Below are 22,812 nucleotides of genomic sequence, written 5' to 3' on the forward strand. Positions count from 1 at the left end.
AATTCTCGCAGGCGGGCGAGGCGACGGGGCGGCCGGCTCGGGGCGGCCGCCGGTCAGGCGCCGGGCGGCCGGCCGTCCCTTCGACCGAAAGCCTTGACAGCACGGCTTGTTGACGAAAAGTCAGTAAGTTCCGCCCACCGCCTTGACGGCGCGCGGTCACGCCTGGAACGTATGGAACCCGGAAACGCCGCGCGCTCCCCGGTCCCCACCGCTCGGGAGCCCGCGAGAGGACGTCTTCTCGCCCCTCACCGAGGAAGAGGTTTCCCATGCGCTTCAGCCGCCACCTTGCCGTCACCGCCGCCGCCGTCTGCGCGACCACCGCGCTCGCGCTGGCCGCCGTCCCCGCCTCCGCGTCGCCGGGGGCCCTCGCCGCCGGCCCGGTGCTCACCACCGGGAGCGCGGGCGGCACCGCCGTCGCCGTGGGCGACGCGCTCTCCGCGCCGCTCGCCTCTGGCACCAAGGCGACCTTCTACTCGACCGCGACCAGCACCACCGGCGTCACCTGCGCCACCTCCCAGCTCTCGGCCTCGGTGCTGAGCAACCCGGCGGCGCCGGGCAGCGCGACCGCGTCGCTGACCGGGCTGACCTTCGGCTCGTGCACCGCAAACGTCACCGGGGTCACCTCGGTGCGCAGCCTGACGGTCGGCAACCTGCCGTACGGCGTCACCGTCTCCGACGCGCCCGGCCTGCCGGTCACCCTGACCGGCGGGTCCGCCGGGCCGATCCAGGCCACCGCGGTGCTCGACACCTGGTTCGGCACCATCACCTGCTCCTACCAGCTGAGCGGCGCCTTCACCGGCAGCGCCGACAACACCGCGCACAGCCTGGCGTTCCGCACCGAGCACTTCGCCAAGAGCGCCGGCTCGACGCTCTGTCCGGGCGACGGCTACTTCTCCGCGGCGTACGGCCCGGTCGCCGACACCGGCCAGCCGGGAAGCCCCGTGGTCGTCGTCAACTGACCTCGCCCGCAGGACCGCTGGGGTGGGTGCGGCGGCGCTGCCGCGCCCACCCCGGCAGCAGCCAGGCCCAGGGCACGCCGAGCTCCCGGGTGGTGGCCCGGAGTACGGCGATCAGCGCCAGCAGCATCAGCGCGCCGTGGGCCGGCATCGACAGGTACGGCGCCACGCCGGGTGCGATGAACTTGAGGTAGCTGCCGAAGGACGAGAGCTGGACCAGGACCGGCAGGTACCAGAGCTGCCGGGGCCGTTGGAAGGCGACGATCACGCTGAGGACGTCCGCGACGTAGAAGTAGCGCTCGTGCATGGACGGCAGCAGGAACGGCACCGCGATCGCGAAGACGGTGGCCAGCAGCAGGATCCTGGTCCCGGTGAGCCCCGCCTGCCCGCTCCCCTCCGTGGACCTCCCCGGCTCCGCCCCGCCGTCGGTGCGTCGCACGGCCCGGACCGCCAGTGCGACCAGCGCCAGCACCAGCACGCCCGCGACCAGGACGCCCGCCCGGCGCACCGGGTCGTCCCCGCCGGGCGGCACCGAGACGAACTGGTAGATCGACGGCGCGTTGAGCGCGAGGTCCCGGTAGGTCCCGGTCTGCCGGGCGTACACCGTCAGCAGCGGCCAGGGGTCGGCGCCGAGCAGCAGGGCGGGCACGTCGAGCGCCAGGTACACGGCCGGGACGGCCAGCAGGCACCGCCACGGTATCCGCCGGTACAGGACGACGACGAGCAGCAGCGGGAAGAGGAAGACCGCCTGGAGCTTGAACGCCAGGGCGATCCCGAAGAACGAGCAGGTCCACCAGGGGCGGCCGCGCAGGAGGTGGTGGACGCCGCCGATCAGGAAGGCGGTGAATATCGCGTCGGCCTGGCCCCACCACCCGCTGTTGGTCACGACCGTGGGCAGGAACAGCACGGTCACCGCCGCGGCGAACGGCCGCCAGGGCCGGTGCGGGCCGCACCGCGAGACGATGCGGTGGGTGTAGTAGGCCAGCGCCAGGTCGAAGAGGATCGACACGCACTTGACCGCCGCCATCCCGGGCACCGGAAGGTAGCCGAGCGCGGCCATCAGGTACAGGTAGGGGACGTTGTAGTCCGAGAAGCCGATGTCGCCGAGGGCCTGGAATCCGCCCTTCGCCTCGATGTACCCGTACCAGGGGCCGAGGAAGTAGTGCCAGTCCGGCGACTCGTACTCCAGCAGCAGGCCGCGGAGCAGGAGCGCGAGCGCCACCGCCGTCACCGCGGCCACAGCCGGCACCATCCGATCGGCCGGGCGGCGGGGCAAGGTCCCCCGCTCCGGCTCGGCTTCCCGGTGGTCGCCTCGCGGGTCGGTCTCTGGTCGGGCTGGGCAGCGGTTCATACCACCAGGACGCAGCAGCCGCCGGAGACGGATGACAACGGGACGGTACGGATTTCCGCGGGCCGGGCCGGCCGGGCCCGTCCGGCCCGGCCGCCCGCTCAGGCCCCGGCCTCCCGGTGCCGCCACCGCACCGGGTCCGTCGCCCTCGCGGCCCCCGCCGCGCCCGGTGCGCTCCGGGCCGGCGCCCGGTAGCCCGCGGTGGAGAGCACCAGCATCTCGTCGGCCCCCGGCTGGAACTCGTAGGCCACCCGCTCCACCCGGCTGGGGACGCCGAGCTCCGCGAGGTCCGCGCGCAGCGCCCCCAGCCCCTCGTAGCGCGCTCCGGTGTCGTACACCACCAGTGGGAAGACCCGGACCTCCCGGCGCGCGACCCGGGCGAGCTCCAGCAGGCCCGCCCGCTGGAACTCCCCGCCCAGCCGGTTGCCGTACGAGAACAGCAGGTGCGAGCAGAGCGCCAGGTCGAAGGAGTCGTCGGCGAAGGGGAGTCCGGGCAGCGAGCCGGCCACGTAGCGCTCCGGGCGGGCGGCGATGTCGGCGCCGAAGGCTCGGGCGTTGGCGGTCCACCGGCGGATCATGTCGTCCGCGTCGGCGTACCAGGACCAGACGTACCCCGCGGTCTCCTTCACCAGCAGCTCGCGCTTGAAGGCGGTCTCCCGTTCCACCAGCACGCCCAGTTCCTCGCGGTGCTCGGCGTACTGGCGGTCGACGGCGACGGCGTCGATGCCGAGCCGCCCGGCCTCGGCGACGAAACTCGCCGCGCCGGCCGGGCAGTCCAGGATGCGCTGCTCCAGGTCGCGCTCGGTGAGCGCGAACATCGCCCGGTACTCCGCGAAGGAGCGCGCGCTGACCAGCACGGCTCAACCCCTCCCGACGAACGGCATGGTGGTCGGCAGCACCACCAGGGACTGGATGGTGGTGTCCGGCGGCTGCGAGGCCATCAGCACCAGGGCCTCGGTGAAGCGGTCCACCGGGATGGTCGCCTCGACGGCCATGGTCCGGTCGGCCTGCATGGCGGCCGGCTGCGGGCCGCCGTCCACCGGGGTGACGTTGCCGACGTCGATCTGCCCGCAGGAGATACCGTACGGCCGGCCGTCCAGGGCGAGCACCTTGGTGAGGCCGAGGACGGCGTGCTTGGCGGCGGTGTACGCGATCGAGTTGGGGCGCGGCACGTGGGCGGAGGGCGCGCCGTTGTTGATGATCCGCCCGCCCTGCGGGGTCTGGGTGCTCATCACCCGGAAGGCCTCACGGGCGCAGAGGAAGCCGCCGGTGACGATGGTGTCCAGCACCCGGTTCCAGTCCTCGAACGGGGTCTCGGTGATCGGCCGACGCGGGGCGGCGGCGCCCGCGTTGTTGAAGAGCAGGTCCAGTCGGCCGTACCTGTCGAGCACGGTGTCGAAGAGCCGGGCGACCTCCTCCGGGCTGCGGATGTCGGTCGGGACGGGCAGCACCCGGTCGGCCCCGGGGCCGGCCAGGGCCGCGGTCTCCTCCAGGGCGTCCTTGCGGCGCCCGGCGACGACCACCGTCCAGCCGGCCGCCAGCAGGGCCAGCGCCGACGCCCGGCCGAGGCCGCTGCCCCCGCCGGTGACGATCGCCACCCGTCCGTGCGGCGCGGTCCCGCCGCCGCCCTCTCCCGTGGTCGTCACAGCGCCCACTCCTCCCCCTCGTTCACCCAGATCCGCAGCATCCGCCGGGAGTACGGCCCGGGCTCGTCGACGTACGGCGAACGCCCGTGCAGCACCCGGCTGTTGCGGATGATCAGCAGGTCTCCGGCGGCCATCGGCAGCCCGAAGGCGATCTCCGGCCGGTAGAGCACCTCGTCCAGCACGCCGAGCGCCTCCCACTGACGGTCCGTCAGTTCCGGTCCGCCGCGGTCGGGGGAGGAACGGACCGTACGGGTCTGGTAGTAGCAGCCGATCGTCCCGTCCTTGCGGTCGTACAGGATCGGGGTGACCACCACCTGCGGACCGGCCCGGCCGCTGCGGTCGAAGGTCCAGTCCTCGCGGAGCGTGGTCAGCGCGTCCGGGCGCTCCCGCTGGATCAGGTCGTGGACGTGCCGGGCGCTCGCCAGCTTGGTCAGCCCGCCGCCGTCGAAGGCGGGCCGCAGGCAGAGCAGGACCAGTAGGTCGCAGGTGTCGCAGTGGAAGCCCAGTTCGGTGTTGCCGTCGCCGTCCTGGTCGTGCAGCACCGAGGTGAGGTCGCCGCGCCCGTTCTGCGGGACGATCCGGCCGAAGTCCCGCAGCAGGAAGGAGAGCACCTCGGTGATCTCCTGCTCCGGGCGGGCCGGGTCCACCAGGCCGCTCACATGGGTGACGCCCACCGAGTCGGCGGCGTTCCGGACGAACTCCCGTAGCCGGCCCCGCACTTCCTCGGCCGCGCCCCAGCGCCCGGCCCGCGCGTCGGCCCAGAGCAGCCGCCGCTCCCGCTCCCCCAGCGGGAGCGACCAGAGCTCCCGCCGGGCGTCCAACTCCAGGCTGCTCCAGCCGATTTCGGTCACCGCATCCATGTCCTCTCCTTCCTACCGGCCGCCGGCCGCGACGGCCTTCGCCCACAACTCCAGGCCCTCGTCGATCTGTTCGGCCGTGACGACCAGCGCCGGGATCATCCGGACCACGTTCAGGTGGATCCCGCACAGCAACAGCAGCAGGCCGTGCTCGGCCGCGGACTGCTGGGCGCGCCGGGCCGCCTCCGGGTCCGGGGTGCCGTCCGGGCGGCAGAACTCGCTGGCGGCCATCAGCCCGAGCCCGCGGACGTCGGCGATCCCGGGCGTCCCGGCGGCCACCGCCCGCAGCCCGGCCAGCAGCCGGGCGCCCTGCTCGGCCGCGTTCTCGACCAGCCGCTCCTCGCGCAGCACGTCCAGGGTCGCCAGGGCGGCGGCACAGGCCACCGGGTTCCCGCCGTACGTGCCGCCCTGCGATCCCGGCCAGGCGCGCCCCATCAGCCCGGCGGGCGCGGCGATCGCGGACAGCGGGAAGCCGCTGGCCAGGCCCTTGGCAGTGATCAGGACATCGGGGAGCACCCCGTTCTCGTGCTCGTGGGCCCAGAACCGGCCGGTGCGGCCGAAGCCGGTCTGCACCTCGTCCACCACCAGCAGGATCCCGTGCCGGTCGGCCCGCTCCCGCAGCCCGGCCAGGAAACCGGGCGGCGCCGGGACGTAACCGCCCTCGCCGAGCACCGGCTCGACGAACATCGCGGCCGTCTCGGCGGGCGCGGAGACGGTGGCGAGCACCTCGTCCAGTCCGCGCAGGGCGTGCGCCACCGCCTCCTCCTCGGACAGTCCGAGCCGGAAGGCGGCCGGGAAGGGCGCCACCGCGACCCCGGGCATCAGCGGGCCGATGCCGGCCCGGAACCGGGTGCCGGCCGTGGTGAGCGAGGCCGCGCCCATGGTGCGGCCGTGGAAGGAGCCCTCGAAGACGATCACGTTCTGCCGGCCGGTGGCGTGCCGGGCGAGCCGCAGCGCGGCCTCCACCGCCTCGGTGCCGGCGGTGGCGTAGAACAGCGAGTCCAGGCCGGCGGGCAGGACCTCGCCCAACCGCTCGGTGAGAGCGAGGAGTCGGTCGTGCAGCACGGTGGTGTACTGCCCGTGGATCAGCCGGCCGGCCTGGTCCCGGACGGCCTCGACCACCTTCGGGTGACAGTGGCCGGTGCTGGTCACCCCCACACCGGAGGTGAAGTCGAGGTGACGGCGGCCGTCGGCATCGTAGAGGTGGAGTCCTTCGCCGCGTACCGCGACGACCGGGGTGGCCTGCTTGAGCACCGGGGAGAGCTGGGACACGGGGCCTGCCTTCACGGGTTGGTCCTGCCTGCACGGATGTCGTCTCGGATGTCGTCACAGCTGCCGTGACGGGTGTCGTCACGGATGTCGTCATGGCTGTCGTGACGGGTGTCGTCACGGATGTCGTGACGGGTGGTCGGGGTCGGACCGACGGGCGGCAGGTAGCCGGCCCCGGCGGCCCAGGTGAGCGCGGCCGACCACCACCGCGGGGTCGGCGCGGCGAAGCGCACGCCCAGCCGGTCGAGCACCGCGGTGGTGTACGCGCTGTCCACCAGGACGCGGCGCTCCTCCTGCGCCGCCCAGGCGGCGGCCACCCGGGCGGCCGTCGGGTGGCGGCGCTCGGCCCGGGCGAGGGCGGCCGCGAAGGCCTCCTCGTCGGTGAGCCGCACGGGGTGGCCGTGCCCGGCCAGCCACCGCACCAGTTCGTCGTGCGGGACGGCGTGCGGCGACTCCACGTGGTACGCGCCGGGCGCGGCGTACCGGTCGAGGGCGATCGCGGCGATCCCGGCGGCCACCGTGTCCACGTACGAGAACGCGAAGGCGGTGTCCGGCCGGCTCGGCGCGGCGCCGGCCAGCAGGTAGCCGCGGATCAGCTGGTAGATCCGGTTGTCCCCGGCGTTGGCCTGGAACGCGCCGGTCCGGCTGTGCGCCGCGATGTGGCCGCTGCGGTGCAGGTAGGCGGCGTGCCCGCCCGCCGCCCAGGCCCGGACGGCCCGCTCGGCCCGGTACTTGGTCCGCTCGTACGGGGTGCGGAAGTGCTGGCCGATCTCCAGGTCCGCCTCGCTGAAGCGACGCGGCGGGCCGTCCACCCCGCCCGAGACGGCGAGCGTGGAGACGTGGTGGAGCCGGGCGTCCGGGGCGTTCTCGCCGATCCAGTCGAGCAGCCGGCGCACCGCGAGGTGGTTGGTGCGCTCCAGTTCGTCGGGCGAGGCCACCAGCCGGACGTCCGCCGCCGCGTGCACCACCAGGTGGGCGCCCCTGGCGAGTTCGCGTCCGGCCGGGGAGAGGCCGAGGCCGTCCCGGTCGACGTCCCCGGCGAGCGCCCGGACGGCGCCTCCGGCTGCGTTGTCGGCTCCGGCTCCGGCTCCGAGCCGTTCCAGCGCCGTGGCGTCGTCCGTGGCCCGCACCAGGCAGGTGACCTCGGCACCGCGCCGGACGAAGGCCTCCAGCAGGTGCCGGCCGAGGTAGCCGGTGGCGCCGGTGAGCAGCACCCGGGCGGGTTCGCGCACCGTCGCCCGGGCGGCGGTCGGGGAGACGCCGGGGTGCAACAGCTGGCCGGAGGTGGACAGCGCCGCCCGGACGGGCGGTGCGGTGTCCGGCGCCTGCGCCTCGGCCGCCACGGCCCGGGCGAAGCGCCCGGTGATCCGCCCGGCGGCGGGGTGCGGCAGGCCGGGCCGGCCGTACACCAGGTCGGCTACCAGCCGGTGCTCCACCACCCGTGCGGTGAGGCGCAGTTCGTACAGCGGGTCGCCGCCGGCGCAACGGGCCGTGCCGGCCTGTTCGGCGGCGACGGTCCAGTCCAGCGCGGGCTCCTCGGGCAGCCGGAAGGTGCCGAGGAAGTTGAAGCCGACGACGGGCCGTTCGCCGGGCGCGTCCATCGGCCGGACGGGCGTCTCGCGCAGTCGCCGCGCCACGGTGTCCGGGGTGGCCCCGGCGTCCAGCTCGACGTGCTTGACGGCTGTGAACCAGCCGACGGTGTCCAGGAATTCACCCGGGTCGCCGACCGCGTCCCGGCCGTGGGTCTCGACCTCCACCGCGAGCCGGGGGCGGCCGTCGTCGCCGGTGACGGCCTTCGCGAAGGCGGCCAGCAGCACGGCCTCCAGCCCGGCCCCGGCACCGTGCCGGGCGATCAGCCGGGCGGTGGCGTCCGGGTCGAGCGCCCAGCTGAGCGTGCCGGGCGCCTCGAACTCCGCTGCCGCTTCGGCTTCCTGGGCTTCCTCGGTCTTCTCGGCCGTGCGCTTCTCGTCGCCGTCGACCTGCTGGGCATCGGGCGAGGCGAGCGCCGCCCAGGCGTAGAAGTCGGCCGTCGGCGGCAGGTCGACCGGCTTCCGGTCGAGCACCGCCCGGTACGCGTGCGCCAGGTCGTCCAGCAGGATCCGCCAGGACAGTCCGTCGACCACCAGGTGGTGCGCGATCAGCGCGAGCCGGTCGTCCGTGCCGGGCGGGCCGGTGAACAGGTGGGCGCGCAGCAACCGGCCCGCCGACGGGTCGAGGCTGCGGTGGAGTTCGCTGCAGACCCCGGCGACGGTGTCGGCGAGGTCCCCGGCGGCGCGCGGGATCCGCGAGAAGGAGACCGGGTCGAGGTCGGCCACCGCCCGCGGTTCGCCGCAGCCGTCCGGGGTGACCGGCCGGCGCAGCGCCGGGTGCCGCTCCAGGACGGCCGCGACGGCGGCCGAGAGTGCCGCCGAGTCGACGGCGGTACGACAGCGCAGCAGCACGGACTGGTTCCAGTGCCGCAGGTCCCGCGGCGTCCGCTGCCCGTACAACCAGCGCTGGGCCGGGGCGAGTCGGAGCCCGCCGGTGGAGCCGCGCGGGGCCGGGGCGGACGGCGCGGCCGGGACGGCGGCCGCCGCCAGGCCCTCCGCCGTCGGGTGCCAGTAGAAGTCCTCGTAGGCGACCCGCAGGCCGGAGCGCCGCAGGAAGGCGATGGTGCGCATGGCGAGAATGGAGTCGCCGCCGAGGCCGAGCACGTCGGCGCGCGGCCCGACCGCGGGCAGGCCGAGGGCGCCCGCCCAGAAGCTCGCGATCTCCCCGGCGAGGCCGCTCCCGGCGGTGTCGCCCGGCTCCCCCACGCCGGCCGCGCCCGACTCGGCCCGGGCCTCGACCAGTTCGGCCGCCAGCTCGGCCAGCCGCTGCCGGTCGAGCTTGCCGTTCGGTCCGACCGGGAACCGCGGCAGCACCAGGATCGGCTGCGGCACGGAGTAGCCGGGGAGCCGGTCCCGCAGGTACGCCCGTAGCCCCTCCAGCCCGGCCGAGCCGTTCGAGGAATCCGACAACCCTACGATGCCCATCAGTTGGTTGCCGAGCGAGGTTTCCCGCAGCAGCGCCGCCGAGCAGACGACGCCGGGGTACCCGTCCATGGCCCGCTCGACCTCGGCGAGGTCCACCCGGTACCCGCGGACCTTCACCTGGCGGTCCACCCGGCCCAGGAAGACCAGCGTCCCGTCGGCCCGCCGGCGGCACAGGTCACCGGTGCGGTAGACGGGTCGGCCGTCGTGCCGGACGAAGCCGCGGGCGGTCTCGGCCGGCCGGCCGTAGTACCCGGCCGTCACGCCCCGGCCGCCGATGAGCAGTTCGCCCACAGCGCCGTCCGGGGCCTCCCGGCCGGTGCCGTCCACCACGGTCAGCAGCACCTCGCCGATCGCGGTGCCGATCGGTACGGTCGGCTCCTCGGCGGGCAGTTGGCGGGCGGAGGTGACGAGCAGGCAGGTGGCGCCGACGGTGGTCTCGGTCGGGCCGTAGTGGTTGACCAGCCGCGCGGTGGTGCCGCCGTCGAGCAGGGCGGCGGCGAGCTGGCGGGGCAGCGCCTCGCCGCCGAGCAGCACGGTGCGCAGCGGCGGGGAGTCGGCCGGGCGGCCCTCCAGCAGGGCGGTCAGGTGCGAGGGGGTGGTCTTCAGCACGTCCACCCCGGCCCGGCGCAGCGAGGCCCAGAAGGCCTCCGGGTCGCGCACCTCGCGGTCCGGCACGAGGTGCACCGAACCGCCGGTGGCCAGGGCGAGCAGCCAGGAGGTGTGGCCGAGGTCGGCGGCCAGGGTGGTGACGTGCGCTGCGCACGGCGCGTCGGCCGCGGTGAGGTCGAGCCGCCCGGCCAGCGCCCGGGCGTAGTGCACGGCGTTGGCGTGGGTGACGGCCACCGCCTTGGGCTCGCCGCTCGACCCGGAGGTGAAGGAGAGGTACGCGAGGTCCTCGCCCCGCACCTCGGCCCGCGCCTCACTCTCTCCCGACGGCAGGCCCGGCAGCGCCTCGACGTCCACCACCTCCCCGCCGAGCCCGCCCTCGGTGGCGAGCACCCGGGCCACCCGGACGGAGGCCAGCCGCCGGGCCAGGTCCGCCGCCGACCAGTCCGGATCGGCCAGTACCGCGGCCGCGCCCGAGCGCAGCACCCCGTGCAGCAGCACCAGCATCCGGGCGTCCCGGGGCCCGACCAGGGCGACCCGGTCCCCCCGGCCGGTGCCGGCGGCGGCCAGCCGGTCGGCGATCCGGTCGGCCGCGGCGTCGACGGTGCGGTAGTCGAAGCCGCGGACGCCGTCGGTCAGGGCGGTCCGGTCGGGGTGGGCCCGGGCGAGGTGGGCGAGCAGCTCGGGCAGCGAGCGGGCACAGTGGGCGGGGTCGGCCGGGTGGCCCGAGGACGCGGACCGGACGTGCTGCGTCGCGGTGGTCACGCCGACTCGTCCCCCGTCCGGCCCGCCCGGGCGGGCTCGGCGACCACCGCCGGGTCGCCGACCAGGTAGCCGTCCAGCAGCGGCCGCTCGGGCAGCCGTCCGGCCAACTCCCAGGCCAGCATGCGGTGCAGGCCGTCGAGGTGGATCAGACCCGACCGGACCGCGAGGTCCCCGTAGTCGGTGTGGTCGACCGGGGAGGTGCTGAGGAAGAGGGGCGTGAACGGGGCCCGGCGCAGCAGCCGGAGCTTCGCCGCGCAGACCGGGTTGGCGGTGGTCCAGACCGCCCCGCCGGCGCGGACCCGCTCGGCCGCGTCGGCCACCGTCAGTCCGCGGCGCGGCACCAGTTCGAGCTCCCCGCCCTCGCTGAGGTGCCAGGGCAGCACGACGCCCAGGACGTCCGCCCGGGAGAGCCGGATCCGCCACCAGCCGCCGCGGATGCGGTCGGCGCGTTCGATGTTCTCCTCGCCGTACATGTTGCTGTTCGCCTCGTGGGCCCGCTCCACCGGGTGGTCCCGCAGGTAGGCGTCGTGGACCTCGGGGTAAGCGGCGGCGGTGACGATCTCCACGGCAGTGCTCCTCAGACGGTTCCGGTGTACTCGGTGCCGGACGGTCCGGTGCCGGCGTACTCGGTGCCGGACGGCCCGGTCCCGGCGTACTCGGTGCGCCCGGTACGCCCGGTACGGCTCGTGCCGGTGTACTCGGTGAAGTGCCGCTCCGCGAACAGCTCGGGCCACTGGCCGTCGGCCAGGTCCAGTTCGCGGGCCCGGGCGAGCATCCGCCGCCAGTACGGCTTCACCGGGCGCCAGCGCGCCCCCACCTGGCAGTAGGAGGCGTCGACGAAGTACCGGGGCCGGCCCGGCCCTTCGGGCGCCGGCCGACGGGTGTGGAACAGCGCCGAGTTGAGCAGCACCGTCGAGCCGGGCGGCAGCCGGTCGATCACCACCTCGCCGGGCAGTTCCGCGGTGCCGTGGTGCGCGTAGGCGGACTTGTCGGCGGTGCGCAGGTGCGAGCCGGGCAGGACGGCCAGACTGCCGACCTTCCCGTCCAGTCCGCCGAGGTAGTGCAGCGCGTGGACCATCAGCAGCGACGGGTCGGAGCGGTCGTTGGGCTCGCAGTCGTGGTGCCAGGCCTTGCCCGGGATCCCCGGGTCCTGGCGGTCGCTATGCAGGTGATGGAAGACGAAGTCCGGCCCGAGCAGACGGGTCAGGGCGAGCAACAGCGGTGGGAAGGTGAGGAGTTCACCGTGGGCGGGAAGTTCCAGCTCCAGCAGCGGCGGCGGTCCGTACCGTAAGGGGTCGGCGCAGGCGGCGATCGAACGGGCCCGCAGGCCCTCGTCCACCCACCGGTCGACCTCGGGGGCGAGCCGTTCGCGCAGCGCTTCCGGCAGCAGGCCGGGCAGGACCAGGTATCCGGCTTCCAGGAACTGGCGGCGGTGCTCGGTGTCGAGGGCCTCGCGCCCTCCGGATGGCGGTGTCACCGAACCGATCCCCTCCTTCTGTTCGGCGTGGCACACACAGGGACGTGGCGCCACGGGGCGTGGCGCGGGCAGTGGAGGTACACGGCGTCATCCAGACCTCGGGTGGCGGCGGAGCGTCCGTCACAGGCGCCTCGGCCGTCACAGCTGAATCGCGATCACCACGAAGAGGCATGCGTTGATCACGCAAGGTAGTCCGCCTCAGGAGTATGAACCTGTCCTCGCGTCCACGACAAGGCCGATGCCAACCCGTGGACACCTTCCCGCCACCGTGCCGTTCAGCTCCGGCCACTACTCGGCTCCCGTCCCACGGGGAACTCCGCGCCGTTCGCGCCCCGGTGATTCGCCGCCGCAACAGCGGATGCGGCACAGTGAGGTCATGAGCGACAGGACCAACCCCGCCCCCGGACCGGTCAGGCGCCGCCCGGTCCAGCAGCGCAGCCTGGAGCGGTACGGCCGCATCCTGGACGCCTGCGCCGGACTGCTGGACGAGGTCGGGGCGACCGCGCTCACCACCAAGGAGGTGGCCCAGCGCGCCCAGGTGCCGATCGGCACCCTCTACCAGTTCTTCGCCGGCAAGGAGGACCTGCTGGCCGCGCTCGCCGGCCGCAACCTCGACCGCTACCTCCAGCGCCTGGACGCCCGGCTGGCCGCCGCCGCACCGGTCGGCCCGGCCGTCTTCACCGACCTCGCGGTGGAGGAGTTCGTGGCGATGAAGCGCGCGGTGCCGGGCTTCGGCCAGCTGGACTTCGGCCTGGCCGTCCCGGCCGTGCCCACCGACTTCCTGGACGACCGGCACCTGCTGGACACCGGCGTCGACAACAACACCGCCGTCGCCCTTCGGCTCCAGTCGCTCGGCGGCGAACTGTTCCGGGCGGGCGACCCGACCGCCACCACGCTCACCCTGCGGGTGGCCCTGGAGGCCGCCGACGCGGTGCTCAAACTGGCCTTCCGGGAGGCCCCGGACGGCGATCCGGCGCTGATCGCCGAGTGCAAGCGGCTGGTCCGCGGCTACCTCGCGCAACAGCCGTCCGCCCGCTGACGCCCGCCCCGGGCGCCCGAGGCGTTGCGCACCCGCCGCCCCCGCAGCACAGTGGATAGCGGGAGAGGCCGCGCAGGCGGCCGGCACACGACCCGAGGGAGCAGACCATGCACGCGGCGGTAGGTGACCAGCTCCACATCCACAGCAGGTCGGTGGGCATGGTGGACCAGAAGGGCGAGATCGTCGAAGTCCGGGGCACCGACGGCCAGCCGCCGTACGTGGTCCGCTTCGAGGACGGCCACGAGGGCCTGATCTACCCCGGCCCCGACTGCAACATCGAACAGCGCCAGGCGGGACACTGACCGACGCCCCCGCCACCTTGCCCCGCGCGAGGTGGTGAGGAGCGGTGTCCGCCCCCGCGACCCCGCTGCCCGGGGCGCTCGCCGGGCTCGCGCCACTGCTGGACCACTACGGGTACCTCGCGGTGGCGCTGCTCGTGCTGCTGGACAACTGCGGCATCCCGGTGCCCGGGCAGACCATCCTGGTGCTGGCCTCGGTGTACGCCGGCGCCGGGCACCTCGACTTCGCCGCCGTGCTGCTGACCGCGGCCGGCGCCGCCGCGGTCGGCAACAGCCTCGGCTACCTGATCGGCCACACCGGCGGGCGCGCCTTCGTCCACCGCTGGGGCCGCTACGTGCTGCTCACCCCGGCCCGGATGGAGCGCGCCGACGGCTTCTTCGCCCGGCACGGCGGCAAGGTGGTCACCGTCGCCCGCTTCGTGGACGGGCTGCGCCAGTACAACGGGATCATCGCCGGGACGACGGAGATGCCCTGGCGCCGGTTCCAGCCGTTCAACCTGCTCGGCGCGGCGCTGTGGACGGCCGTCTGGGGCACCTTCGGCTACGTCGCCGGGGCCCACATCGGCACCGTCTACCACACGGCGCTGCGCTACCAGGTCTGGTTCGCGGTCGCTCTCGGTGTGCTGGTCGCGGCCTTCCTGCTCCGGCAGCTGCTGCGCTACCGGCGCCGGCGCCGCGCGGGCACCGACGCCGACGCTCCTGTGGACGGGCCCCAAGGCCCCGACGGCCCCCAGGGCCCCGACGACGCCGGAGGCCCCGACGGCCCCGAGGCTCCTAGCTGAGCGGGAACACCTCGAACGACACCGCGAAACGCGTCCCCAGCCGGGTCCCGGCGCCCCGGCCGGCGCCCTCCAGGAACTCCCGCGGCTCCGCCATCGCCCCGCCCAGGCCGGCCAGGTACGCCCGGTGCTCCTCCAGCGAGGCGACGCCCCGGTCGAAGGTGTCGGTGGTGTCCACCGCGTGCCCGGCGTCCGGCGAGGCCGCCGCCCAGATCTGCCGCACGCCGTTCCACGGTTCGTGGCCCTCGGCCAGCAGCTCGCGGAACACCCAGCGGTTCCCGGCGTCCCGGACCCCGTCCAGGGTGGCCCGGCCGACCGCGATGTGGTCGGCCTGGTTGAGGAACACCCCGCCGTAGGTGTCCCGGAAGTTGCTGGTGATCACGATGTCCGGCCGGTGTCTGCGCACCAGCCGGGCGATGTCCCGGCGCAGCGGCAGCCCGTACTCGACCACGCCGTCCGGGTAACCGAGGAACTCCACGGTGTCGACGCCGACCACGCGCGCCGAGGCGAGCTGCTCGGCCTCGCGCAGCGGGCCGCACTCGGCCGGGTCCAGCCCGTCGATGCCCGCCTCGCCGCTGGTGACCATCGCGTAGACGACCGTCTTGCCCTGCGAGGTCCAGCGGGCGACGGCCGCGGCCCCGCCGTACTCCATGTCGTCGGGGTGGGCGACGATCGCCAGCGCCGTCCGCCAGTCCTCGTCGACGGGCTCGAAGGGCTCGGGGGCCTGCTCGCTCATGCTGCTCGTTCCTCTCGGTGCGGCTCACGGTCGTCCGGGGGCCCGGCCGCGGACCATGATCCGGCGGCCGACTGGGAACCTACCCCGCGTCAGGTGGCGTCGAAGGGGCATGACCCGCTCCCGGCTCGCCTTCGTCTACGCGGCGCTCGCCCTGCTCATCGTGGAGACCGTCGCCGCCGTCATGCTGTTCCTCATCGCCTCCCCGATGATCGGCGGCCTCTCGCTGCGCCACGACACCTGGGACGTGCCGCTCGGCGTGCGGATCGCGTCCGTGGTGGGCGTGTCCGCCGTGCTCAACATGTGGGCGGTCAAGGCGGTGTCCCGGATGGGCATGGCGGGCGAGCGGACCGGGCGCCGCAGGCTGGCCCTGGCCGGCGCCGCGGTGGTCCAGCTCGGCCTGGCCGCGCTGGGCCTGCGGCACGAGAACACGCCGGCCGTCCTCTACCCGGTCGTGGTGCTGCTCCTCCTCGCGGCGCTGTGCGGCCGGCTTGCCTCTGACGCGGGCGTCAGGGGTTAGCGTCCGGGCGTCCGGCGGCGGCACCAGCCGCCGCCTCCCCCGCTTCGAGGAGCGCCGCCATGGCCCTGCCCACCACCGTCCGTGTCGTCCGGCTGACCGCCGCGCCCGAGGGGTTGCCCACCCCGGGGGACTTCGCCGTGGTCGAGGAGCCGCTGGCGGCGCCCGGACCCGGGGAGGTGCTGGTCCGCAACCGGGCCTTCCTGGTCTTCCCCGCCCTGCGCACGCTGATCGGCGGCGCGGGCTCCGGCCTTCCGCTGCCGGGCATCGCCCCCGGGGACGCGCTGTTCGGGCCCGCCCTCGGCGAGGTGCTGGCCGCCCCCGGGGGCGGGCCGCTGCGCCCGGGCGACCTGGTCACCCACCTGTACGGCTGGCGGGACCACGCGCTGGCCGGGGCCGCACAGTTCACCCCCGTCCCGGCGGACTTCCCGGACCCGCTCGCCCTGCTCTCCCCCGCCGCGGCCGGCTACGGCGGGCTGACCCGCTCCGCCGGGGTGCGCCCGGGCGACGTGGTGCTGGTGACCGGCGCGGCAGGAGCGGTCGGCACGGTGGCCGGACAGGTCGCCCACCCGCTCGCCCGCCAAGGCCAAGCGGCTGACCGCCGAACTCGGCTACGACGCGGTGCTGGTGCCCGGCGAGCGGCCGTTCGCCGAGCAGCTGGCCGGGGCCGCGCCGGATGGCGTCGACGCCGTGCTGGACCTGGTCGGTGGCGAGCAGCTGACCGCCGCCGTGGACGCGGCCCGGCGCGGCGCCCGCTTCGCCCTGGTCGGCGCGCTGGACGGGCAGCTCGCGCCGGAGCGCCGGGGAGGCGACGCGCCGACGGTGATCGACGCCTTCCGGGTCCTCACCCTCGGCCTGAGCCTGCGCGGCTTCACCGTACTGGACCACCCGGACCTGGAGTCCGAGTGGCGGGAGCGCCTGGCCGGCTGGCTGCGCGCCGGGGAGATCGTCCTGCCCCGGACGCCGGTGGCGGGCATCGACCGGGCCGCCGAGGCGTTGGCCGGACTGTTCACCGGGGACACCTTCGGGACCACCGTCGTGGAACTCTGACCACCCGGTACGACGACCGGGTACGACGACCAGGGAGCGGGCATGCGGATCGGCGACGCGGCGGCAGCGGCGGGCACCACGCCCAGGGCACTGCGCTTCTACGAGCAGCGCGGCCTGCTCCACCCGCCGGCCCGCTCCGCCTCCGGCCAGCGCGAGTACGGCCCGGACGACGTCGCCCGGGTCCGGGTGATCCGCCAACTCCTCGCCGTGGGGCTGACGGTGGACGACCTGGCCAGCCGGGCCCACCGCCTCGACCTGCTCGGCCAGGACCCGCCGGTCCGCTGCTCCGGCGCTCCCGGCCCGGACACCTTCGCCCCCGTCGTCCACGCCCGACTGGCCGCCCTGGACGCCGAGATCGACCGCCTCACCGCACTGCGCGCCAGGCTCGCCCACCACATCGCGACCGGCGGCGCGGACGTCCCGGCCGAGGCCTGACGGATGCGGAAAGCCAGTCCGAAGGATGCGGGAAGCCCGTCCGGCACCTCGCGACGGGGGTGCGCGTGGTGCCGGACGGGAGTTCGGGGGTGTCAGGACGCGTCGGCGGCGAGTCGGGCGTCGGCGGCCGGGGCGGCGGCGCTGTCCTGGCCGGTCCAGCTGATCCGGGTCGCACAGAGGGAGACGACGGCCGCCGAGGCGGCAACGGCGGCCATGCCCCAGAGCAGGCTGGTGGCACCGGCGATGAAGCCGATCACGGCGGGCCCGGCCAGCAGGCCGGTGGTGCCCATGGCCGCGACCAGCGAGAGGGCGTCGGCGCCCTGCCGGGCGGCGGCGACGTAGACGCACGGGGTCACCGCGGCCACGCCGAGGCCGACGCAGGCGAAGCCGAGCAGGGTCGGGACCACGCCGCCGACCGCCAGCGCGAGGGCGAGTCCTAGGCCGGCCAGCAGGCTGCCGGTGCGCACGATCCGGCCGTCGCCGAAGCGGGTGCGCCAGCCGTCCGCGAAGATCCGGGCGCAGACCATCATCACCGAGACCACCGCGATGCCCATCGGGGCGAGTCCGGCGCCGGCGTGCACGTAGTCCTTGAGGTAGAGCGCCGACCAGTCGTTCATGGCGCCCTCGGTGACGGTGCCGAACACCATCGCCAGGCCCATCCACAGGGTCGCGACGGTCGGCAGCACGAAGCCGCGGCGCTGCTTCTTCTCCGCCGTCTCGGCGGCGTCGCCGGTGTCGGAGGCGTCGGCGGCCGCGGCCGGGCCGTCCGCGAGCAGCCCGGGCCGGGCGGCCACCACCAGCACCGCGAGCAGCGCGGCGGCGAGCCCGAAGTGCACCGCCAGGGTGCCGGTGGCGGAGGTGACGCCCGAGGCCAGCAGCGCGGCGAGCAGCGAGCCGGCGCTGAAGGTGGCGTGCAGCCTGGACATCGTGGTCCGCTCGAAGCGGGCCTCCAGCGCGGCGCCCTGGGCGTTCATCGCGACGTTCAGGCAGCCGACCGCGACGCCGTCGAAGAACAGCACCAGCAGCGTGACCGGGTAGTTCGGCACCACCGACAGGGCGAGCAGGATCACGCCGAGGGCGAGTGCGGACAGCACCGAGAGCAGCCGGGAGCCGAGCCGCCGCATCAGCACCGCGACCACGGGGAAGGACACCGCCGCGCCGATGCCGCAGGTCATCAGCAGCAGGCCGATCTGGGCCTCGCCCAGGTCGAGCCTGGCCTTGAGCGCGGGCACCCGGGAGACCCAGGTCGCGTACTGGAATCCGAGGACGAAGAACAGTGCGCCGATGGCCACTTGGGACCGGCGGAACTCGTCGCGAACGGGGGACATCGGTATCAGCCCACTTCGGCTCTGGGACGCGGCCCGGGGACCGGGTCGGTGGAGTGCGGCAGCGGCCGGGCCGGGACGGGGTCCAGCGGCATCGCCATGTAGACCGCCCGGGTGCCGTAGCTCTCGGGCAGTTCGATCTCGGGCCGGGCGCGGTAGCCCAGCGGGGTCCACAGCACGTGCGAACCGCGGACGGCGACCAGCGAGGCGGTGCGGTAGCCGGACGCCCGGGCGGTCTCCTCCAGGTGCCGCAGCATCCGCAGGGACAGGCCCCGGCCGCGCAGGTCCTCGGAGATCACCAGGTCGTGGGCGTGCATGTTGGTCGGCCGCTCGCCCGCGCCGGGCGTGGCGCCGCCCTCGTCCTCGCTGCGGCCGAGGTCCGGGCAGCGGAACAGCGGGTACGGCAGGGCCAGCAGGTAGCCGCCGAGGCCGCCCGGGTGCTCCAGCACGAAGCAGGTGTCCGGCGAGGCGCGGTGCCGGGAGCGGAGCGCCTCGCGGCCCTCGGACAGGCCGCTGGCGGCGTAGGCGCGCTCCTCCAGCGCGACCACCTCGTCCCAGTCCTCCTCCCGGAGCAGCCGGATGCGGTACTCGCTCATGCGCTTCCTTCCTCGCGGCGCCCGCCGACGCAGGTGTACGGCAGCGGCGCGAAGCCGTTGAACCCCTGGGTGGCGTAGGCCGTGGCGTACGCGCCGCAGGAGTGGATCCAGACCGGGTCTCCGGAGCCGAGCGCGCGCGGGACGCGTACCAGGCCGTCCTCCTGCGCGTACGCGTCGTCGCTGTCGCAGGTCGGGCCGGCCACCGCGGCGTTGACGAACTGGCCGCCGGGGTGGGTGGGGAACTCCAGCCGGTACTGCAACTGGTCCATCTCGTACAGGCCGTTGAACTTGCCGCAGCTCAGGTAGAGCCAGTCGTCCCTGGTGCCGTCGAGGCGGCGGCGGGAGGTGAGCCGGGAGACGTGGGCGCGGATCGCGCCGTGGTCGGCGACGAGGTGGCGCCCGGGCTCCAGCAGGAACTCCAGCGGCCCGGCGTTGACGGCGCGCAGCCGTTCCATGCCCTCGCGGATCACCGTGAACATCTTGTCCAGTGGCGGGTCGAGCGGGCGGCCGCCGCGGTCGAGGACGCCGAGGGCGGGCAGGCCGCCGCCGAGGTTGATCCGGGTGGGGGTGATGCCGCGCCAGTTGAGCGCCTCCAGCACGGCGGCCAGCGAGTCGATCGCCGCGGCCCAGGCCTCGGCGGTCATCTGCTGGGAGCCGACGTGCACCGACAGGCCGGAGGGCACCAGCCCGGCGGTGCGGGCTTCGTCGAGTACCCGCAGCGCGTCCTCGGGTGAGCAGCCGAACTTGTGACTCAGGCCCCACAGGGCGCCCTCGCCGCTGGTCGCGATCCGGCAGAACACCCGTGCGCCGGGGGCGTGTTCGGCGATCGCCGCGACGTCCTCCACGCTGTCGGTGGCGAAGTCGCGCACGCCCAGCCGGTGGGCCTCGGCAATGTTGCGGTCGGACTTGACGGTGTTGCCGTAGTGGATCAGCCCGGGCGGTACTCCGGTGCGCAGCGCCTGGGCGATCTCCTGCGGGCTGGCCGCGTCGAAGCCGGAGCCGAGCGCGGCGAGGTGGTCCAGCACCTCGTCCACCGGGCAGGCCTTCATCGCGAACCGGACGGCCACGCCCGGCAGTTCGGCGCAGAGCGCGGCGAACTGGCGGCCGATGCCGTCGAGGTCGTAGATGATGGTGTCCTCGGTGGCGGCGGCCAGTGCGGCGCGCAGCGCGGAGTGGTCGTGCTCGTCGGGGCGCGGCGGGTTCGCCGGGGGCGCGTCGGTGTGCACCGCGGAGACGGCCGGGATGCGGTGCGTGGTCCCCGTGGTCCGGTGTGTCGCGGTCTGGTGCGTCACGGTCTGCGGTGTCACGGTCTGGTGTTTCACGGTCGGGCGTGTCACGTGGAGCTCCCCCTCGGCCGGCGCGGCAGCCGGTCGGCGGGGGTGGCCTTGCTCGCCCGCACCAGCGGGCCCCACGCGTCGATCAGTGTCGCGAAGTCCTCGATGTCCGCCTGCGCCTCGTCGAGCAGGCGCGCCCGCAGGGGCGCCAGGTGGTCCGCGAACTCGGCGTACTTCCCGCCGAGCCGCCGGTAACAGCGGTCGAGTTCGGCGAGCCTGCGGTGGTTCTCCGCGCGGTCCGTCGCGGCGCTGCGGCGGGCGGAGTCGGCGATCGGCTCGGGGCGGACGTGGTGCTGCTCGTCGAGCAGGGCGTCGCCGGCGGCCTCCATCTCGGAGTAGACCGGGTAGAGGTAGAGCATCGACAGCAGGAACTTGGCGTAGCGCAGCTGGTAGGCGGTGAAGCCGGGGCCGGTGCGCCGTTCCGGGGTGTGGTAGTTGACGATGTGACGGTTGTGGGTGACGCCCGGCAGGGTCGCGTCACGCACCAGGTGGTGCAGGAAGTAGTCGCTGCCGATGGTGTCGGTGGCGGGCGGCAGCGGCACCCGTTCGTACACCTCGTGGTGGAGGCCGATGTTGCACATGTCGATGTGCCAGATGTCGGGCAGGTCGAGCACCGCGCGGTCGGTGGTGAACGGTTCGGTGCCGCCGCCGGTGAAGGATTCGGCGACCAGTTCGCGCTTCTCCTCCTCGCTCGCGCCGGTGGGCGCCCAGAGCGCGACGACGTCGTGGTGGACCTCGGGGTCGATTTCGCGGATCTCGCCGACGTCGACGGAGAGTTCACCGACGAAGGAGGCGCCGACCAGGGCGACCTGCTTGTCCGCGTGGACCGGGTCGAGGGTGTTCCGGGTGACGGCGGCGGCCGCGTCGGCGGCCTTCAGCCCGAGCGTGGCCAGCTCGTGCTCGATCGGGAACACCGGTTCGCCGTCGAGCAGTTGGTAGCGGCTGTCGGAGTCCCGGCGGTGCACCGACTCGCAGCCGAGGGCGGCGGCCAGCAGGAACGCCCGGTTGGTGCAGGCTCCGTAGGAGACGGCGTCGGGCAGCATGAGGTCCAGCAGCCGGTCCGGTCCGGCCTCGCCGGCCGCTCCGGAGCGCTCGATCACCGAGCACAGGAAGCCGCGTTGGGCGTCCTCGTCCAGGTGGTGGACGACCACGCCCTCGACGGCCGGCAGGGCGGCGAGGGCCCCGGCGTGCCGTTGCCTGGCCGCCGGGTCGGCGGAGTCCAGCACCAGCAGATGCACCCGGACGCCGAACCGCCGTACGGCGTGGGCGGCTTCGGCGCCGATCGCGGTGATGGTGTCCGCGCACTCGCGGTTGGTGGGCAGGGTCAGGCAGACGTCGCGCATTCCCGCTCCCCCGTGGCGGCCGGCCGGTCGTTCCCGTACTCCTCGAAGGGCTTGCCGCTCCAGGACCGCAGGCCGAGCAACTTCTCCCCCAGCTCGGTGAGTTCGGCGGTCCCGTAGCGCTGCGCCTCGGGCCGGTCGGCGTCGCCGACCAGGGTGCGGTTCCAGTCCGGGGTGGCGAGCGTGCGCCAGGACTCCACCCGGGAGCGGCGCAGCCTCTCGGACTCCTCCAGGGCCGGCATCATCGACAGGTACTGCACCGCGCGCACGCCGTTCTCGGAGGTGTTGCGCTCCACGCCGTGGGCGAGCAGGCCGTTCCAGATCAGCAGGTCGCCGGCCTTCAACTCGGGCCGCACGACGGGGAACTCGGTGCGGTCGACGTCGGGGCGGATCGGGTCGCGGTCGGCCGGCTGGGCGGCCTGCCACGCGTTGAAGCGGCGGAACAGCTCCGGGTCGCACTGGAAGCCGCCGTGGTCGGGGGCGGTGTCGTCGAGCGCGACGATGCCCTGGACGCGCTGCGGCAGGATGCCCTGGGTGGTGTCGACGTCCCAGTGCAGTTCGATGTCGAAGCCGCGGTCGGTGGGCTCGATCAGCGCGCGGTCGCGGTTGCGGACGTTGGGCGGGTTGAGGTTGAGCCGGTCGAGGGTGACCCAGAGCTCCTCGCAGTCCCAGACGTCCACGAAGGCGTCGTAGACGCGCTGCGACTGGCGGCTGTCCCAGAGGAGTTGGTGGTGGTAGGCCTCGACGAAGCCGTAGATGTGCAGGTGCCGGTCGAGGTCGTCGCGGTAGTCGCGCTCGCGGTACCAGTCCTCGGGGCGGTCCGGTGACAGGCCCTGGAACTCCCAGGCGAAGTCGAGCAGTCGGCGCGCGGCCTCGGCCGGGATCGCCTGCTTCACCACCACGTAGCCGTAGGTCTGCCAGAACGCGTGGTCCTCCTCGGAGAGCACCCGCAGCGGGTGCTTCTTGCGGATGTCGCGCAGGGCCGTGCGGGCGAGGTAGCTCTCGGTGTCGGCGCTGAAGTAGGGGCGCTCCGACGCGGCCCGGTACAGGTACTCCCCGGCGGGCGCGTCGGGGCGTTCGGCAGGGCTCGGCATGGGCAGTCACTCCATGGTTCGTAGTCGGCGCAGCGCTTCCTCATGCGCTCGGTGCGGGCACGGCGGGTCGGCGGCCGGTGAACGGCCGCGGCGGGAATTCGGGCGCACGGCGGAGGGTCCGTCCGCACACGGTCCTTGCCGCCTCGCCCCACGGGCACGGAACAGCGCCACGTCAGGGGGCCAACTCGCCCGCCCGGCAGGGCGTCTCACCCCACATCAGCCACTGCCGGACCGCGCTCTCCATACGTTGGACTAGACCAACTAATGGTGTCAACCCTTTCCCGCGGGTTGCCGATTGGGAAATCGGCGCAGCTCACAACGCCTCTCGGGGTT

At 74.6% G+C, this 22,812-nt stretch carries 20 protein-coding genes and 1 pseudogene; 7 read left to right on the forward strand and 14 right to left on the reverse strand.

What is annotated here, in order from left to right; genetic code table 11:
• Positions 1-266: 266 nt before the first annotated feature.
• Complete coding sequence (locus tag ACGF13_RS18600; protein WP_392876002.1) at positions 267-959, forward strand: Tat pathway signal sequence domain protein; 693 nt, start codon at positions 267-269, stop codon at positions 957-959.
• Here ACGF13_RS18600 and ACGF13_RS18605 read toward each other — a convergent pair.
• The 8 genes from ACGF13_RS18605 to ACGF13_RS18640 form a co-directional block, all read right to left on the reverse strand.
• Positions 952-2,196, reverse strand: coding sequence for a glycosyltransferase 87 family protein (locus tag ACGF13_RS18605; protein WP_392876005.1), 1,245 nt, complete (start codon positions 2,194-2,196; stop codon positions 952-954). The genes ACGF13_RS18600 and ACGF13_RS18605 overlap by 8 nt on opposite strands.
• A gap of 209 nt (positions 2,197-2,405) precedes the next feature.
• Positions 2,406-3,161, reverse strand: a complete 756-nt coding sequence (locus ACGF13_RS18610) for a hypothetical protein (protein ID WP_392876008.1) — start codon at positions 3,159-3,161, stop codon at positions 2,406-2,408.
• Positions 3,162-3,164: 3 nt separating this feature from the next.
• The gene (locus ACGF13_RS18615) at positions 3,165-3,959 is read right to left on the reverse strand and encodes an SDR family oxidoreductase (RefSeq protein WP_392876011.1); all 795 of its coding nucleotides are present in this window, start codon (positions 3,957-3,959) and stop codon (positions 3,165-3,167) included.
• Complete coding sequence (locus ACGF13_RS18620; RefSeq protein WP_392876014.1) at positions 3,947-4,810, reverse strand: TauD/TfdA family dioxygenase; 864 nt, start codon at positions 4,808-4,810, stop codon at positions 3,947-3,949. The genes ACGF13_RS18615 and ACGF13_RS18620 overlap by 13 nt, the downstream gene beginning before the upstream one ends.
• A 12-nt stretch (positions 4,811-4,822) precedes the next feature.
• Positions 4,823-6,079, reverse strand: a complete 1,257-nt coding sequence (locus tag ACGF13_RS18625) for an aspartate aminotransferase family protein (protein ID WP_392876814.1) — start codon at positions 6,077-6,079, stop codon at positions 4,823-4,825.
• 11 nt (positions 6,080-6,090) lie between these two features.
• Complete coding sequence (locus ACGF13_RS18630) at positions 6,091-10,461, reverse strand: AMP-binding protein (protein WP_392876017.1); 4,371 nt, start codon at positions 10,459-10,461, stop codon at positions 6,091-6,093.
• On the reverse strand, positions 10,458-11,027 hold the full coding sequence (locus ACGF13_RS18635) for a DUF6309 family protein (protein WP_392876020.1): 570 nt from the start codon (positions 11,025-11,027) through the stop codon (positions 10,458-10,460). The genes ACGF13_RS18630 and ACGF13_RS18635 overlap by 4 nt, the downstream gene beginning before the upstream one ends.
• A gap of 11 nt (positions 11,028-11,038) precedes the next feature.
• Complete coding sequence (locus ACGF13_RS18640) at positions 11,039-11,938, reverse strand: phytanoyl-CoA dioxygenase (protein WP_392876023.1); 900 nt, start codon at positions 11,936-11,938, stop codon at positions 11,039-11,041.
• 376 nt (positions 11,939-12,314) lie between these two features.
• Between ACGF13_RS18640 and ACGF13_RS18645 the strand changes: the two genes are divergently transcribed.
• From ACGF13_RS18645 to ACGF13_RS18655, 3 genes are all read left to right on the forward strand, one after another.
• Positions 12,315-12,977, forward strand: a complete 663-nt coding sequence (locus ACGF13_RS18645) for a TetR family transcriptional regulator (protein WP_392876026.1) — start codon at positions 12,315-12,317, stop codon at positions 12,975-12,977.
• A gap of 107 nt (positions 12,978-13,084) precedes the next feature.
• A complete protein-coding gene (locus tag ACGF13_RS18650) occupies positions 13,085-13,279 on the forward strand; it encodes a DUF1918 domain-containing protein (RefSeq protein WP_392876029.1) in 195 nt (64 codons plus the stop codon).
• A gap of 44 nt (positions 13,280-13,323) precedes the next feature.
• On the forward strand, positions 13,324-14,058 hold the full coding sequence (locus tag ACGF13_RS18655) for a DedA family protein (protein WP_392876032.1): 735 nt from the start codon (positions 13,324-13,326) through the stop codon (positions 14,056-14,058).
• Here the strand turns inward: ACGF13_RS18655 and ACGF13_RS18660 are convergent.
• Positions 14,051-14,791, reverse strand: a complete 741-nt coding sequence (locus ACGF13_RS18660) for a PIG-L deacetylase family protein (protein ID WP_392876035.1) — start codon at positions 14,789-14,791, stop codon at positions 14,051-14,053. The genes ACGF13_RS18655 and ACGF13_RS18660 overlap by 8 nt on opposite strands.
• Positions 14,792-14,900: 109 nt before the next feature.
• On the opposite strand from ACGF13_RS18660, the gene ACGF13_RS18665 reads away from it, so the two are divergent.
• The 3 genes and pseudogenes from ACGF13_RS18665 to ACGF13_RS18675 all read left to right on the forward strand — a co-directional run bounded on the left by ACGF13_RS18665 (position 14,901) and on the right by ACGF13_RS18675 (position 16,790).
• On the forward strand, positions 14,901-15,308 hold the full coding sequence (locus ACGF13_RS18665; protein WP_392876038.1) for a hypothetical protein: 408 nt from the start codon (positions 14,901-14,903) through the stop codon (positions 15,306-15,308).
• A 59-nt stretch (positions 15,309-15,367) separates the two neighbouring features.
• A pseudogene (locus ACGF13_RS18670) lies at positions 15,368-16,355 on the forward strand (MDR family NADP-dependent oxidoreductase).
• Positions 16,356-16,397: 42 nt separating this feature from the next.
• On the forward strand, positions 16,398-16,790 hold the full coding sequence (locus ACGF13_RS18675; protein WP_392876040.1) for a MerR family transcriptional regulator: 393 nt from the start codon (positions 16,398-16,400) through the stop codon (positions 16,788-16,790).
• Between the two features lie 92 nt (positions 16,791-16,882).
• Here ACGF13_RS18675 and ACGF13_RS18680 read toward each other — a convergent pair whose 3' ends face one another.
• From ACGF13_RS18680 to ACGF13_RS18700, 5 genes are all read right to left on the reverse strand, one after another.
• On the reverse strand, positions 16,883-18,118 hold the full coding sequence (locus tag ACGF13_RS18680; RefSeq protein WP_392876043.1) for an MFS transporter: 1,236 nt from the start codon (positions 18,116-18,118) through the stop codon (positions 16,883-16,885).
• Between the two features lie 5 nt (positions 18,119-18,123).
• A complete protein-coding gene (locus tag ACGF13_RS18685) occupies positions 18,124-18,711 on the reverse strand; it encodes a GNAT family N-acetyltransferase (RefSeq protein ID WP_392876046.1) in 588 nt (195 codons plus the stop codon).
• Positions 18,708-19,937 carry a type III PLP-dependent enzyme gene (locus ACGF13_RS18690; RefSeq protein ID WP_392876817.1) on the reverse strand — a complete coding sequence of 410 codons (1,230 nt, stop codon included), beginning with the start codon at positions 19,935-19,937 and terminating at the stop codon, positions 18,708-18,710. The genes ACGF13_RS18685 and ACGF13_RS18690 overlap by 4 nt, the downstream gene beginning before the upstream one ends.
• 107 nt (positions 19,938-20,044) lie before the next feature.
• Positions 20,045-21,388: a DUF6271 family protein gene (locus tag ACGF13_RS18695; protein WP_392876049.1), complete on the reverse strand. Its 1,344-nt coding sequence runs from the start codon at positions 21,386-21,388 to the stop codon at positions 20,045-20,047.
• Positions 21,370-22,479: a phytanoyl-CoA dioxygenase family protein gene (locus tag ACGF13_RS18700; RefSeq protein WP_392876052.1), complete on the reverse strand. Its 1,110-nt coding sequence runs from the start codon at positions 22,477-22,479 to the stop codon at positions 21,370-21,372. The genes ACGF13_RS18695 and ACGF13_RS18700 overlap by 19 nt, the downstream gene beginning before the upstream one ends.
• Between the last annotated feature and the right edge of the window lie 333 nt (positions 22,480-22,812).

It is taken from the genome of Kitasatospora sp. NPDC048286 (assembly GCF_043201735.1).
GTDB lineage: Bacteria > Actinomycetota > Actinomycetes > Streptomycetales > Streptomycetaceae > Kitasatospora.